General features: G+C 55.3%; 15 protein-coding genes. 3 read left to right on the top strand and 12 right to left on the bottom strand.

The genetic code is table 11. The features are described from left to right. The gene (locus JO226_RS21840) at nucleotides 1-987 is read right to left on the bottom strand and encodes a TRAP transporter substrate-binding protein (RefSeq protein ID WP_296407399.1); all 987 of its coding nucleotides are present in this window, start codon (nucleotides 985-987) and stop codon (nucleotides 1-3) included. 471 nt (nucleotides 988-1,458) lie between these two features. Between JO226_RS21840 and ansB the strand changes: the two genes are divergently transcribed. After that, on the top strand, nucleotides 1,459-2,505 hold the full coding sequence (gene ansB, locus JO226_RS21835) for an L-asparaginase 2 (RefSeq protein ID WP_296407396.1): 1,047 nt from the start codon (nucleotides 1,459-1,461) through the stop codon (nucleotides 2,503-2,505). 47 nt (nucleotides 2,506-2,552) lie between these two features. On the opposite strand, the gene hemW is transcribed toward ansB, so the two are convergent. The 5 genes from hemW to JO226_RS21810 all read right to left on the bottom strand — a co-directional run bounded on the left by hemW (nucleotide 2,553) and on the right by JO226_RS21810 (nucleotide 5,985). After that, entirely contained in the window at nucleotides 2,553-3,689 is a 1,137-nt protein-coding gene (gene hemW / locus JO226_RS21830; RefSeq protein ID WP_296407393.1) for a radical SAM family heme chaperone HemW, read from the bottom strand. 117 nt (nucleotides 3,690-3,806) lie between these two features. After that, nucleotides 3,807-4,400 carry an XTP/dITP diphosphatase gene (locus tag JO226_RS21825; protein ID WP_296407388.1) on the bottom strand — a complete coding sequence of 198 codons (594 nt, stop codon included), beginning with the start codon at nucleotides 4,398-4,400 and terminating at the stop codon, nucleotides 3,807-3,809. Nucleotides 4,401-4,408: 8 nt separating this feature from the next. After that, nucleotides 4,409-4,699 carry a DUF167 family protein YggU gene (gene yggU / locus JO226_RS21820; RefSeq protein WP_296407387.1) on the bottom strand — a complete coding sequence of 97 codons (291 nt, stop codon included), beginning with the start codon at nucleotides 4,697-4,699 and terminating at the stop codon, nucleotides 4,409-4,411. Continuing rightward, a complete protein-coding gene (locus tag JO226_RS21815) occupies nucleotides 4,696-5,262 on the bottom strand; it encodes a YggT family protein (RefSeq protein ID WP_296407384.1) in 567 nt (188 codons plus the stop codon). The genes yggU and JO226_RS21815 overlap by 4 nt, the downstream gene beginning before the upstream one ends. Before the next feature lie 18 nt (nucleotides 5,263-5,280). Next, nucleotides 5,281-5,985: a YggS family pyridoxal phosphate-dependent enzyme gene (locus JO226_RS21810; RefSeq protein ID WP_296407570.1), complete on the bottom strand. Its 705-nt coding sequence runs from the start codon at nucleotides 5,983-5,985 to the stop codon at nucleotides 5,281-5,283. A 15-nt stretch (nucleotides 5,986-6,000) separates the two neighbouring features. On the opposite strand from JO226_RS21810, the gene JO226_RS21805 reads away from it, so the two are divergent. Further along, entirely contained in the window at nucleotides 6,001-6,981 is a 981-nt protein-coding gene (locus JO226_RS21805; protein ID WP_296407381.1) for a type IV pilus twitching motility protein PilT, read from the top strand. A gap of 409 nt (nucleotides 6,982-7,390) precedes the next feature. Further along, the gene (locus tag JO226_RS21800) at nucleotides 7,391-8,044 is read left to right on the top strand and encodes a LuxR C-terminal-related transcriptional regulator (RefSeq protein ID WP_296407379.1); all 654 of its coding nucleotides are present in this window, start codon (nucleotides 7,391-7,393) and stop codon (nucleotides 8,042-8,044) included. Nucleotides 8,045-8,086: 42 nt separating this feature from the next. On the opposite strand, the gene ruvX is transcribed toward JO226_RS21800, so the two are convergent. The 6 genes from ruvX to JO226_RS21770 form a co-directional block, all read right to left on the bottom strand. Continuing rightward, the gene (gene ruvX / locus JO226_RS21795) at nucleotides 8,087-8,503 is read right to left on the bottom strand and encodes a Holliday junction resolvase RuvX (protein ID WP_296407377.1); all 417 of its coding nucleotides are present in this window, start codon (nucleotides 8,501-8,503) and stop codon (nucleotides 8,087-8,089) included. Continuing rightward, nucleotides 8,503-9,066 carry a YqgE/AlgH family protein gene (locus JO226_RS21790; RefSeq protein WP_296407375.1) on the bottom strand — a complete coding sequence of 188 codons (564 nt, stop codon included), beginning with the start codon at nucleotides 9,064-9,066 and terminating at the stop codon, nucleotides 8,503-8,505. Before JO226_RS21790 ends, ruvX begins: the two co-directional genes overlap by 1 nt. 85 nt (nucleotides 9,067-9,151) lie before the next feature. Next, entirely contained in the window at nucleotides 9,152-10,099 is a 948-nt protein-coding gene (gene gshB, locus JO226_RS21785) for a glutathione synthase (protein WP_296407374.1), read from the bottom strand. A gap of 12 nt (nucleotides 10,100-10,111) precedes the next feature. Continuing rightward, complete coding sequence (gene rsmE, locus JO226_RS21780; RefSeq protein ID WP_296407372.1) at nucleotides 10,112-10,843, bottom strand: 16S rRNA (uracil(1498)-N(3))-methyltransferase; 732 nt, start codon at nucleotides 10,841-10,843, stop codon at nucleotides 10,112-10,114. Nucleotides 10,844-10,887: 44 nt separating this feature from the next. Next, the gene (gene endA / locus JO226_RS21775; protein WP_296407370.1) at nucleotides 10,888-11,595 is read right to left on the bottom strand and encodes a deoxyribonuclease I; all 708 of its coding nucleotides are present in this window, start codon (nucleotides 11,593-11,595) and stop codon (nucleotides 10,888-10,890) included. A 94-nt stretch (nucleotides 11,596-11,689) separates the two neighbouring features. Beyond that, nucleotides 11,690-12,190, bottom strand: a complete 501-nt coding sequence (locus JO226_RS21770; RefSeq protein ID WP_296407368.1) for a SprT family zinc-dependent metalloprotease — start codon at nucleotides 12,188-12,190, stop codon at nucleotides 11,690-11,692. Between the last annotated feature and the right edge of the window lie 358 nt (nucleotides 12,191-12,548).

Here is a 12,548-nt window from a genome sequence, read left to right as displayed (position 1 = left end):
TTATTGCGCAGCTTCTTCGAACCTGGACAGCAGTGCGGCTTGCTTGGGATCTTTTTTGAAGTCGTCGTACAGCGGTTGTACGGCTTCACGGAATGGCGCTTTATCGACGGCAACAAACTGCCCGCCCATGGCTTTCGCCTGCGCACGCGTTTCCGCTTCAACCTTATCCCACGCCTTTTGTTGCCAGGTTTCGGAATCTTTTGCCGCTTTAGCCAGAATCTGTTGTTGCTCAGGTGTCAGCTTGTTCCAGGTTTTGGTCGAGATAACGAGGAAGTCAGGAATAGAAGCATGCTCGTCCTCAGAGAAAACTTTCGCGATTTCAATATGCCGGGTCTGAACCCAGGACGGGACATTATTTTCGGCGCCGTCAACCACGCCCTGCTGCATGGCGGTGTAGACTTCGCCAAAGGAAATCGGTGTTGGGGACCCGCCCATCAGCTCAATCATTTTCAGTGTGGTTGGACTTGCCTGAACGCGAATTTTCAATCCTTTTAAATCTTCAGGCCTGGTAATGGGTTTTTTGGCATAAAAACTACGGGTGCCAGCAACATAGGCGGAAAGAGCAAAGAAACCTTTGTCTTTGCTCGCCGCCATAATATCTTTACCCACATCGCCAAAGACGACTTTATTAAAGTGCGCCTGGTCTTTAAATAAATACGGCAAATTATAAATGGCATAAGTATTATCAAATGACTCGAGGTCGCTGGCGGAGCCTTTGGTCATATCCAGCGCGCCATTTTGCAATAACTCCATGGTTTCGCGTGCGCTGCCCATCTGGCTGCTGGGATAAATACGAATCGTCATTTTGCCGTCAGAAAGTTGTTTGACTTCTTTGGCCATTTCTTCAAAGGCCTGATGAACCACATGACTGCGCTCAAGGTTATGTGCCAGTTTTAACGTCACTTTTTCAGCGGCGCAGGCGCCAGTGGAAAACAACGCTAACAGCGATACGCCCAGCAATGTGCGGGTAAAAGAGGTCTTAGTCATTGAATAGCTCCATGCTGCTGAATGTAAAAAATTGGTTTATATCTGATTGCGAGTAACATAATTCTGTATGACATCTTATCCTGGTTGTCAGACAACTATGCATTATCTATGTCACACTTTTACCGCTATCGGTAAAACGTCGGTTTGTTTTGTGCGCCAGGTTAAATTTATGCGGGTGAAAATAGCGCGAGTTGCGGGTGCTGAAAATAAAGGGGAGTCAATGGGTCATTTATTTCGATGATTATGATCGGGTTTTTCGAATTATTTCCATATTATACGGATAATATGCAATGGCGAATAAAATGTTCCAGGAATGATTTCAGGAATATTTTGCGGTGGACGGTCATTTTGGTATCCATCTCTAAAAATAATAAATCTAAAAAGATATTTGTCTGGTTAATTGGTCGCCGTCACGTTATTCATCTTCGACGCTGGGATAATGCGAGGAATTCACATAACTGGAGAAATAACATGGAGTTTTTTGGGAAAATGGCGCTTCTCACGGTAGTTATGGGGTTCAGCGGTGCGGCCCTCGCTTTGCCTCACGTTACCATTCTGGCCACTGGCGGAACCATTGCCGGGGGAGGCGATTCGGCAACGAAATCCAACTATACCGCCGGTAAAGTCGGCGTAGAGAATTTGGTCAATGCGGTGCCGCAGCTAAAAGATCTGGCGGTGGTGAAAGGCGAACAGGTCGTCAATATTGGCTCGCAGGATATGAATGACCAGGTCTGGCTGACCCTGGCGAAGAAAATTAATGCCGACTGCGATAAGACCGATGGGTTTGTGATTACCCACGGTACGGACACCATGGAGGAAACCGCTTATTTCCTCGACCTGACGGTAAAATGTAATAAGCCGGTGGTGCTGGTCGGCGCCATGCGCCCGTCAACGTCGATGAGCGCCGATGGTCCGTTTAACCTCTATAACGCGGTGGTCACTGCGGTTGACCCGCAGTCGGCCAACCGTGGGGTGATGGTCGTGATGAACGATACCGTGCTGGACGGACGTGACGTCACCAAAACCAATACTACCGACGTGGCGACGTTCAAAGCCGTCAACTTTGGCCCGCTGGGGTATATCCATAACGGCAAAATTGACTATCAGCGCACCCCGGCGCGTAAGCACACAACCTCTACGCCGTTTGACGTATCTAAGCTTAGCGAGCTGCCGAAGGTGGGGATCATTTATAACTATGCCAATGCTTCCGACCTGCCGGCAAAAGCGCTGGTGGATGCCGGTTATGCAGGTATCGTGAGCGCAGGTGTTGGCAACGGCAACCTGTATAAGACCGTGTTCGATACCCTCGCGACCGCTGCGCATAAGGGCACCGTCGTCGTTCGCTCCTCACGCGTGCCGACCGGTTACACCACCCGCGATGCGGAAGTGGATGATGCGAAGTATGGCTTTGTCGCCTCCGGTTCGCTGAACCCGCAAAAAGCGCGCGTGCTGCTGCAGCTGGCGCTGACCAAAACCAAAGATCCGCAGCAAATTCAGGAAATGTTTAATCAGTACTAATACGTACGCTCGCCCTGGCCGTCCGGCCAGGGCATCACGGGAAAGGGTTACTCCGCAAGGAACAGTTCCAGGAGGGAATTCAGGAACAGCTTACCGTGCTCGGTAATTTGCCAGTACTGCGCGTTCTCCGTCAGATAGCCCTGTGCAATGGCTTCATCAAGCTGCCCGCGAATCACGCTTTCTGAAAGCCCGGTATAGTGCGCAAATTCGGCGCGCGGCGCGGGTTCCAGCAAACGAAAGCGGTTCATAAAGAATTCGAAAGGCTTGTCGGCATCGTCGACGTCGCGCTGATTTTCCAGATACCGCCCCTGCATATAGCCGCGCGGATGGCGCGTTTTGGTGGTGCGCAGGATTCGCCCGTCTGGGAAGGTGATTTTGCCATGCGCGCCGCAGCCAATGCCGAGGTAGTCGCCGAAGCGCCAGTAGTTCAGGTTATGCTGGCACTGAAAACCCGGTTTCGCATAGGCCGAGGTTTCATACTGCTGGTAGCCTGCCGCCGTCAGCAACTGGTGGCCCTGCTCGAAGATGTCCCAAAGCGCGTCGTCATCCGGTAGCGCGGGCGGACGCGAGCCAAACAGCGTGTTCGGTTCGATGGTCAACTGATACCACGACAGGTGCGGCGGGTTAAGCGCAATGGCCTGACGTAAATCATCCAGCGCCTCTTCCAGCGACTGGTCCGGCAGACCGTGCATTAAATCCAGGTTAAAACTGCGAAGCCCAAGACCGCTTGCCAGATTCGCCGCACGTTCGGCTTCCTGCGGCCCGTGAATGCGCCCCAGGCGCTGTAGCTTAAGTTCGCTGAAGCTTTGCACGCCAATCGAAATACGGTTCACGCCAGCGCGCTGGTAGTCGACAAAGCGATCGGCCTCCACAGTGCCCGGGTTGGCCTCCATGGTGATTTCAGCATCCGCCGCCAGGTTCAGGCGCGCACGCACGCCGTCGAGCAGCGACTGCATAGCAGCGCCCGACAGCAGGCTTGGCGTTCCTCCGCCGATGAAAATGCTCTTCACGTCACGTCCCTGCGCGTACGCCGTCTCGCCATCCAGATCGGCAAGCAGATGCTGGACGTAGTCGTCGTGCGGCACTTCGCCTTTCAGCGCGTGCGAGTTGAAGTCGCAGTACGGGCATTTCTGCACGCACCAGGGTATATGAATGTAGAGACTCAGAGGCGGTATACACGTCATCCTTCAATCTGCCTCTGCGTTGGCCGCACTCGCTCACCCCAGTCACTTACTTGAGTAAGCTCCCGGGGATTCACTCCCTTGCCGCCTTGATGCAACTTGAATGATTTTGTGTCTAAATCAGCCATTACGTAATGCTTCCAGTAACTGTTTCAGCGCCTGCCCGCGATGGGAGATAGCGACCTTTTCTTCACGGGTTAACTCGGCGGCGGTTTTACCTTCGCCCGGTACGTAGAAAATGGGGTCGTAACCAAAGCCGCCGCTGCCGGAAGGCGCGTGGGTGATAACGCCCGGCCAGCGTCCGAGGCAGACGATCGGCGTCGGATCTTCCGCGTGACGCAGGTAGACCAGCGCACAGTGGAACTGCGCCTGGCGCTGCGCGTCAGGAACGTCTTTCAGCGCGACCAGCAGCTTCTCAAGGTTCTGCTGGTCGGTGGCGTCAACGCCGGAGTAACGCGCGGAGTAGATCCCCGGCGCGCCGCCCAGCGCATCGACCGCCAGTCCCGAGTCGTCGGCAATAGCGGGCAAGCCGGTAATCTGCGCGGCATGACGTGCTTTCAGAATGGCGTTTTCGATAAATGTCAGGCCGGTTTCTTCAGCGGATTCAACGTTAAGCTCGGTCTGGGCAACGACGTCCAGACCAAAATCGCTCAGCAGCGAGGCGAGCTCACGCACTTTACCGGCGTTACCGGTGGCGAGGACAACTTTTTGCATGGGATACCCTAATTCGTTAGCGCCGCGACGTTCGTCGGGATCTGTTGCGGATGAATAATTCTGACCTGCTTATGGCGACCGAGCTCGCCTTTCTCGATTATCACCTGGCTTTTCGCCACGCGAAACTGTTTAGCGAGGAATTTGACCAGATGCGCATTGGCCTGCCCGTCTACCGGCGGGGCGGTAATGGCGACTTTCAGTTCATCGCCATGCAGCCCCACCAGGCTGTCGCGGCTGGCTTTCGGCTGGATGTACAGCCGTAAGATAAGCCCGTCGCTACAGGTTTCAACGGCACTCATAGCGCCATCCACAGCCCCGGCAGCAGCATATTGCCCGTGGCCTGCAACAGTTCGGCGATACCCATGTTAATCACGTACAGCAGCAGAACAAGGATCATCGGCGAGAAATCGATACCGCCCATGGACGGCAGCAGGTTGCGAATGGGGCGCAGCAGCGGATCGGCAAGCTGCATCAGCACAAACTCTACCGGGCTGCGGCCCTGGCTTACCCAGCTCATCACCGCCATCACCAGCAGCACCCAGAAAATCAGCAGGCCGATGGTTTTCAGCAGGATCAGAATCGCGGCAATCCAGATAATAGGCTGGAAGGTGATGACCATAAACAGCACGATAGCCTTGAGCACGCAGAGGACGAACGCGACCAGCAGCGAGGAGCTGTCAATCGGCCCCATAGAGGGAATAATGCGGCGCAGCGGCCCGACAACGGGCTGGGTCGCCTTCACCACAAACTGGGAGAAGGGGTTGTAAAAATCACAGCGTGCCCACTGCAGCCAGACGCGCAGCAGCATCACCATTGTGTACAGCTCAATGACCGTTGAGAGCAGGAAAGTCAACGTCTTCATGGCGTTCCTCAGTTTTCCTTATTGTTTTGTGTAATCGCGGGCACCGAAAATGGCGGTGCCAATGCGAACCATCGTGCTACCCGCCGCAATGGCGGCTTCCATATCGTCAGACATGCCCAGAGAGAGCGTATCTACCGTGGTGTATTGCGCTTTTAGCCGCCCGAATGCTACAGCCATTTGTTGGGCGACCGCAAACTGCCTTACATATTCTGACTCTGGCGCCGGGATAGCCATTAATCCGCGAAGCACAAGGCCGGGCAGCGCCGCGACTGCAGCGGCCAGTTCATCGACGGCGTCAGGGGAAATGCCGGACTTGCTGTCCTCATCGCTGATATTGACCTGAATCAGCACGTTAAGCGGCGGCATTCCTGCCGGACGCTGTTCACTCAGGCGACTGGCGATACGCAGCCTGTCGACGGTGTGGCACCAGTCAAAGTGCTCGGCGACCAGACGGCTCTTGTTGGACTGCAACGGGCCGATAAAGTGCCACTGCAGGTCTGTCGCGCCGACCTGCTGGAAATGGCGGATTTTCTCCACCCCTTCCTGAACATAGTTTTCGCCGAACGCGCGCTGACCGGCGGCGATGGCTTCTTCGACGGCGCTTACAGGTTTCGTTTTACTGACTGCAAGCAACGTCACTTCTTCTGGAGCACGGCCGCATTGTGCTGCGGCGGCTGAGATTTTATCCCGGACCTGTGCCAGGTTATGCGCAATGTCGTTCATTTTCAGGATGATCATATGGATATGCAGGAAATCGTGTCCCTTAGTGTAAAGCATAACGTTTCGGATCTACACCTGTGCAGTTGCAGGGAGGCTCGCTGGCGACGCGAAGGGCGCCTTGAACCCGCGCCTTTTCCCGCGCCGGATATTCATGCTCTGCTCGGCGGCTGGCTGAATGCGGCGCAGCAGCGGCAGTGGCGGGAGGAGCAACAGATTGATTTTGCCGTAGAGGCAGGCGGCGGGCAGCGCCTTCGCGGCAATGCGTTTATGCACTGCCGGGGTGTCTCGGTGGTGCTGCGTCTGCTGCCGGTCTCTTGCCCGCAGCTTTCGACGCTTGGGGCGCCCGCGGCGATCCCCTCGCTGCTTGACGCCGAGAGCGGGATTATCCTGGTGACCGGCGCGACTGGCAGCGGTAAATCCACTACGCTCGCGGCGATGGTGGATCACCTCAACCAGCAGCGCGACGGGCATATCCTTACGCTTGAGGATCCGGTGGAGTTTATCCACCACAGCGCGCGTTGTCTGATTGAGCAAAGAGAGGTAGGGCAGCACTGCGCGTCCTATGTCGCCGCGCTGCGAAGCGCGCTGCGTCAGGATCCGGATGTCCTGCTGCTGGGCGAGCTGCGCGATGCCGAAACTATCCGTCTGGCGCTGACGGCGGCGGAAACCGGTCATCTGGTGCTGGCGACGTTGCATACCCGTGGCGCGGCGCAGGCCGTAGAACGGCTCATCGACAGTTTCCCGACTGGGGAGAAGGAGACTGTTCGCAGCCAGCTTGCCGGTAGCCTGTGCGCAGTGCTGGCGCAAAAGTTGCTGCCCGGCAGGCAAGGTGGCAGGGTGGCGCTGTATGAGCTGCTGATCAACACCGCAGCGACCGGCAGTTTGATTCGGGAAGGAAAAACGCACCAGTTAGCAGGCGTAATGCAAACGGGGCAGCAGGCGGGGATGCAAACCTGGGCCCAAAGCCACCAGCAGCGGCTTGCAGAGGGGAAAGTGTAACGTCAATTTTCTGAGGTGTGAAAAATAAGAGATGCTATCGGTAAGCTTTATACTTAATTAACGTTAGTGTTATATCGATGTTGATATTAAGGTGGGCTAATGCAATTGGATATTTACGACGAATTACTCAGTTCTATAATAGTTGTCGAATAAATAACCTCCATGGTACAACTGTCATGAATGTTTGTGTTACACATGAGATAATCTTGCTGAAGGGTAGAAAAAAGGTTGATTCTCTTTTGACACCCCTCGGGCATTCGTTCTATCCTGTTTGTGGAAATAGGATGTTTCTCATGAAATAACGTTTCATTTTGTAAATTGCATTTTAAAATATTAATGTGAATTGCTTTTAATTTTTTGAATCATTTAATTGCCATGATGGTGAAATTCAACTACGGAGAGTTTTTAAATGTTTGATGCTTTAGAGAGTGTAGGCGAGTCGCGGCAGCTAATTCTTATCACTCACCCTTCCGTTCAGGCGAATGCATTTGCTGGCTATCTGTCTGATCTCCTTTCAGTTTCTGTTGATGTTCACAATATCAATAAGCCCCTGGCGCAGGGCGTCGTCCGTGGGGCGGTGATCTTGTTTGATATTGCGGTGTCGAATAAAAAGCTGAACGGGATCTGGCGAGATATTATTCAATCGCAAGTAGAAAACCCACGTTTGCTTATTATTAATAGTGAGCAAAAGTATGAGCTATACGAAATGGCGAAATGGCCTGCGCTGTATGGCGTATTCCGTCATGACGATGATGGATCGCGCTTAATTGAGGGGGTCAAAGCTGTGCTGAACGGCGAACAGACCGCTGAATTGAGCGTGATGCACCCGGCGATGTATGCCGTGGAACAATCATCAGGCGAGTCTGAGAATGTCCCGCTGACGGAGCGAGAATGCGAGATCCTGAACGAATTACGCTGTGGTGCAACAAATATGGATATAGCGCGCGCGTTGTTCATTAGCGAGAATACAGTGCGTACGCATCTTTATAATGTTTTTCGTAAGTTAAGCGTTAAAAACCGTACTCAGGCGGTCAGCTGGGCCAACGAACACTTGCGTCACTGATCCGTGTTTTTCCCTCTCAGCCCTGTGGCTGAGAGGGAATCTTTAGTGACCCTGCTCGAAGTAGCTTTCGAGAATAATCACCGCCGACGCTGAATCCACGCGGCCTTTATTCAGCGCCCGGTAGCCGCCGTGTTCAAACAGTCCGGCACGGGCCTCGACCGTACTTAGTCGTTCGTCGTGCAGCTCAATTTTGACGCCAAAGCGGCCGTGCAGCTTATTGGCGAATTTCCGTGCGCGCGCCGTCAGCGGCTGTTCGGTGCCGTCCATATTCAGCGGCAGGCCTACGATAACTGCGTCCGGTTGCCACTCTTTTAGTAGTTTCTCAACGGCGTTCCAGTCGGGTGTGCCGTCCTGGGCTTTCAGCGCGCTGAGCGGGCGCGCGGTACCGGTAATGCGCTGCCCGACGGCAACGCCAATGCTTTTGGTGCCAAAATCGAAGGCTATCAGCGTACCGCTCATCAGGCGTGCCCCGCGACGCCGGGCATCGTCTGGATATCAATACCAATAAGCCTTGCCGCATCCCGCCAGCGGTCGGCGATCGGTGTTTTAAACAGAATATTCATGTCCGCAGGCGCGGTGAGCCAGGCGTTGTCGAGGATTTCCTGCTCCAACTGGCCCTTTTCCCAGGAGGCATAGCCGAGGGCGACCAGCACTTCAGATGGCTGCTCAGCGGTACCGAGCGTTTCCAGCACGTCGCGGGAGGTGGTGATAACGGTGTTATCGGAAATACGGATGCTGGAGGAAAACATCGCCGGAGGCGTATGCAAAATAAAGCCGCGATCCTCCGCCAGTGGGCCGCCAAGCATCACCGGTTTATCCAGTTTAATTGCCGGATCGCGCGACTCGGGCGCGATTTTCAATTTTTCCAGAATCCCTTCAACCTTCAGATTTTCCATTGGTTTATTGATGATGATCCCCATGGCGCCATCGTCGTTGTATTCACAAATGTAGACGACGGAGCGGCGGAACATCGGATCCTGGAGAGCAGGCATGGCAATAAGAAAGTGGTGCTGTAAATTCATTGTCAGAGGTTCTGTTTCCTGGTTTAAAAAGCAGCACCCAGTATGCGGGGAAACCTGGGTGCTGTCGAGTTCAGAGGGCTGACGGTTACTTTTGCAGACGCTGCTCGATAGCGTCCATCAGCATACCGGTGATGGAAATTGGGAATTCTGCTTCGATTTCGCGGATGCAGGTTGGGCTGGTGACGTTAATTTCCGTCAGGCGATCGCCAATGATGTCGAGGCCGACGAAAATCAGACCCTTTTCTTTCAGCGTCGGCGCCACTTTACGGGCTATCTCCCAGTCGCTTTCGGAAAGCGGACGAGGTTCGCCGCGACCGCCAGCGGCCAGGTTGCCGCGGGTTTCGCCGCCCTGCGGAATACGCGCCAGGCAGTATGGCACTGGCTCGCCGTCGACCACTAATACGCGTTTGTCGCCGTCTTTGATGGCAGGCAGGTAGTTCTGCGCCATGCAGTAGCGGCTGCCGAGCTCCGTCAGCGTCTCGGCAATCACCGACAGGTTCGGGTCGCCCTGTTTCACGCGGAAAATTGACGCGCCGCCCATGCCGTCCAGCGGTTTCAGGATGATATCGCCGTGTTTTTCCCAGAACGCTTTCAGCTGCGCCTTATTGCGGGTCACCAGCGTTTCCGGCGTCAGGTCGGCAAACCAGGCGGTAAACAGCTTTTCGTTGCAGTCGCGCAGGCTCTGAGGTTTGTTGACGATAAGCGTGCCTTTCTCTTCGGCGCGCTCAAGGATATAGGTGGCGTAGATATACTCGGTGTCGAACGGCGGATCTTTACGCATCAGGATAACGTCGAGATCGGCCAGCGCCAGATCCTGCTCGCCGGTAAAGCTGTACCAGCTATCGTAATTTTGCTCGACGCTCAGGGTGCGGGTATGGGCGCGTGCCTCACCGTTGATGAGGTAGAGGGAGTTCATCTCCATATAGTGGAGCTCATAGCCGCGACGCTGCGCTTCCAGCAGCATCGCGAAGCTGGAATCTTTCTTGATGTTGATCTTCGCGATGGGGTCCATCACGATGCCGAGCTTAATCATTGTTCTTCTCCTTTAGCCCAGGTCGCCGAAGCGCACCTGAAGTGCGGTAATGGCGGTGAGCGCAGTGGTCTCAGTACGCAGAACGCGGGGTCCTAACAGGATATCAGTAAACTGGTAGCGCGTGGTCATGGCGATTTCATCCGCCGACAGTCCGCCTTCCGGGCCGATCAGCAGACGTACGCGCTCGACTGGCTGCGGCAGCGTGTTGATACTGGCGCTGGCGCGGGGATGCAGATTGAGCTTTAAGGCATCATCCTGCTCGGCGCACCATTGCTCCAGATCCATGGCCGGGCGGATCTCCGGGATCCGGTTGCGGCCGCACTGCTCGCACGCGGCAATGGCGATCTTTTGCCACTGTTGGATCTTTTTGTTCAGACGTTCGGCATCCAGTTTAACGCCGCAGCGCTCGGAAAAAAGTGGCGTAATGAGGCTTACACCCAGTTCGATCGATTTCTGGATAGTGAATTCCATTTTTTCGCCGCGGGACATCACCTGGCCCAGGTGGATATGCAGCGGCGATTCGCGATCGTCGGTTTCCCCTGCCAGCACCGCAACCCGCACGCTTTTTTTATCGGCATGGACAATTTCAGCGTCAAACAGCTGATTGCTGCCGTCGAATAGCTGAATAGCCTGACCGACGCCCATGCGCAACACGCGGCCTACATGGTTGGCGGCATCGTCGGAAAGGGCCATCTGCTGGCCCACGGTGACAGGTTCAGGGTGATAGATGCGGGGAATGCGCATAGCTCGTCGTATCCGGTGTAATTAACAATTGCCGCTAGTGTAGGTTAGCTCTTTTGCGCCTGGCAAGCGCGCTGGACATATGGATTGTGGTTGCCCTGGACTGCGGCTATGCGCACGTCACGCTGGCACTCCCAGTCAGTGACCGGGTATTGTTTATCCCAGGCGTTGAAGAGCTGCGTCTGCTGGCGGGAGAGCGTCAGGTCATAGCGGTCGCGCATATAGAAGTAGGTGCGGGCGATAGCGCCGCGGGCGCGCTCGGGCGGCTCGGCGACCTTGTCTTTAAAATCGACCTTCATGGTGCACTGGCCGTACTGGCCTTCGCCGCCGTTCCACTGACCGTACATGAAGTTGCCGCGATCGCCGTTCACTTCGCCGACGGCAGGCTGCAGATTGTGCATATCGCTTTCCATCTGGCGATAAACCGGGTCTTGCGCGCAGTTCTTACGCCCGCCGTCCTGCCAGCACTGGCGCTGGTGGCCAAACTGCCAGGCGGGCACCACGTGCTCCCATTCTACCCGGCTGGCGCGATCCTCATTTTTACGCACTTTATAGCCACAGGATTCCAGGTCGATAACGCCTTTCTTACCCTGCCAGTTGATTTTGCAGCCGCAGTAGAAATCGCCGGGGACGTCGGCATTCACTTTCACTCCCGCGGCTTTTGCCTGGGAGAAGCTGTTGATTCCATCGGCCAGGGCTTGGCCGGAGAGGGCGGTAGCGACAAATGCTATCGCGAAAATGGGTAAACGGGACATCACGAACTCCGTGTCAAAACGAGTTCGCAACGTAACGAATGCCGTTGTCAGATGCAATCAGTCAGATCAGAAAACTTCCAGTTATTTCCGAAGGTTACTTTTCCGCCACCAGCGGATCGCCGCAGCGAACGCAGCGGTATACGGCTTCGCCGCGGACAACGCGGTTATGGCGGCGGACGGTCAACTGATGCTGCTGGCAGCGACAGCGGTAGGGAAAGGTATTTTTGCGCACGGAGTCCAGCTCAAACTGGTGAGTGCGTTGGGCGGGGACGCCGAGCACGCTCTCCATCATCCATTTCCACTCCCTGCCGTGGGGTGCGACGCGGCCAAAGTGTTTCCACACCAGCAGATGCGCCAGTTCGTGGGGAACGACTTCTTCAATAAACGCCTGCTGATTTTCCAGCAGCAGCACCGGATTAAGGCGAATTTCATACTCCTGCAGCCACGCCGTCCCGGCGGAAGTACCGCGCTGTTTCCAGCTCAGCGCAGGTTCCGGATAGCTGCGGCCAAGTTTGAGGTTCGCCTGGGCAAGCTTTTCCCGCAGGCTGCGCATAACGGCCTGTTGAATAGCGATAGGAACACGGGGGGTTTTCATAGGGGCAGAGCATAGAGCGGCAGACAGGGGAGCGCAAGGGGAAGCTATCGGGTGCGAAAATAAAGAAGGCCAGCGAATGCTGTAATGCTTGTCAGTTAAGCACTGCGGGTAATTCCGTTCACTGTATGACCTGCTGATTCTGTCACTTCACATCCTGTGAACGGGATAAGGGGGCCGCCACGGCCCCCTTATCGATCCCCGTGGCCCCGCAGCGAAATCGGTGCTTCGCACTGCGCTCACCTCCCGACCGTCTGCCTGCGGTCGGCTCCATTCGTGATTACTCGTCCCATCCATGGGACTCGCCCCTTCGGGGCCAGCGCAAGCGCTGTTCAAAATTGCTCCAGGCAATTTTGTCCTG

This window comes from Pluralibacter sp. (assembly GCF_019237635.1).
In the GTDB taxonomy this organism is placed as follows: Bacteria; Pseudomonadota; Gammaproteobacteria; order Enterobacterales; family Enterobacteriaceae; genus Enterobacter_B.
This window is presented reverse-complemented; position numbering and strand designations above follow the sequence as displayed.

Coding starts and splice junctions, on each gene's coding strand:
- JO226_RS21840 (WP_296407399.1), bottom strand. CDS start 987: ATGACTAAGACCTCTTTTACCCGCACATTGCTGGGCGTATCGCTGTTA.
- ansB (WP_296407396.1), top strand. CDS start 1,459: ATGGAGTTTTTTGGGAAAATGGCGCTTCTCACGGTAGTTATGGGGTTC.
- hemW (WP_296407393.1), bottom strand. CDS start 3,689: ATGACGTGTATACCGCCTCTGAGTCTCTACATTCATATACCCTGGTGC.
- JO226_RS21825 (WP_296407388.1), bottom strand. CDS start 4,400: ATGCAAAAAGTTGTCCTCGCCACCGGTAACGCCGGTAAAGTGCGTGAG.
- yggU (WP_296407387.1), bottom strand. CDS start 4,699: ATGAGTGCCGTTGAAACCTGTAGCGACGGGCTTATCTTACGGCTGTAC.
- JO226_RS21815 (WP_296407384.1), bottom strand. CDS start 5,262: ATGAAGACGTTGACTTTCCTGCTCTCAACGGTCATTGAGCTGTACACA.
- JO226_RS21810 (WP_296407570.1), bottom strand. CDS start 5,985: ATGAACGACATTGCGCATAACCTGGCACAGGTCCGGGATAAAATCTCA.
- JO226_RS21805 (WP_296407381.1), top strand. CDS start 6,001: ATGGATATGCAGGAAATCGTGTCCCTTAGTGTAAAGCATAACGTTTCG.
- JO226_RS21800 (WP_296407379.1), top strand. CDS start 7,391: ATGTTTGATGCTTTAGAGAGTGTAGGCGAGTCGCGGCAGCTAATTCTT.
- ruvX (WP_296407377.1), bottom strand. CDS start 8,503: ATGAGCGGTACGCTGATAGCCTTCGATTTTGGCACCAAAAGCATTGGC.
- JO226_RS21790 (WP_296407375.1), bottom strand. CDS start 9,066: ATGAATTTACAGCACCACTTTCTTATTGCCATGCCTGCTCTCCAGGAT.
- gshB (WP_296407374.1), bottom strand. CDS start 10,099: ATGATTAAGCTCGGCATCGTGATGGACCCCATCGCGAAGATCAACATC.
- rsmE (WP_296407372.1), bottom strand. CDS start 10,843: ATGCGCATTCCCCGCATCTATCACCCTGAACCTGTCACCGTGGGCCAG.
- endA (WP_296407370.1), bottom strand. CDS start 11,595: ATGTCCCGTTTACCCATTTTCGCGATAGCATTTGTCGCTACCGCCCTC.
- JO226_RS21770 (WP_296407368.1), bottom strand. CDS start 12,190: ATGAAAACCCCCCGTGTTCCTATCGCTATTCAACAGGCCGTTATGCGC.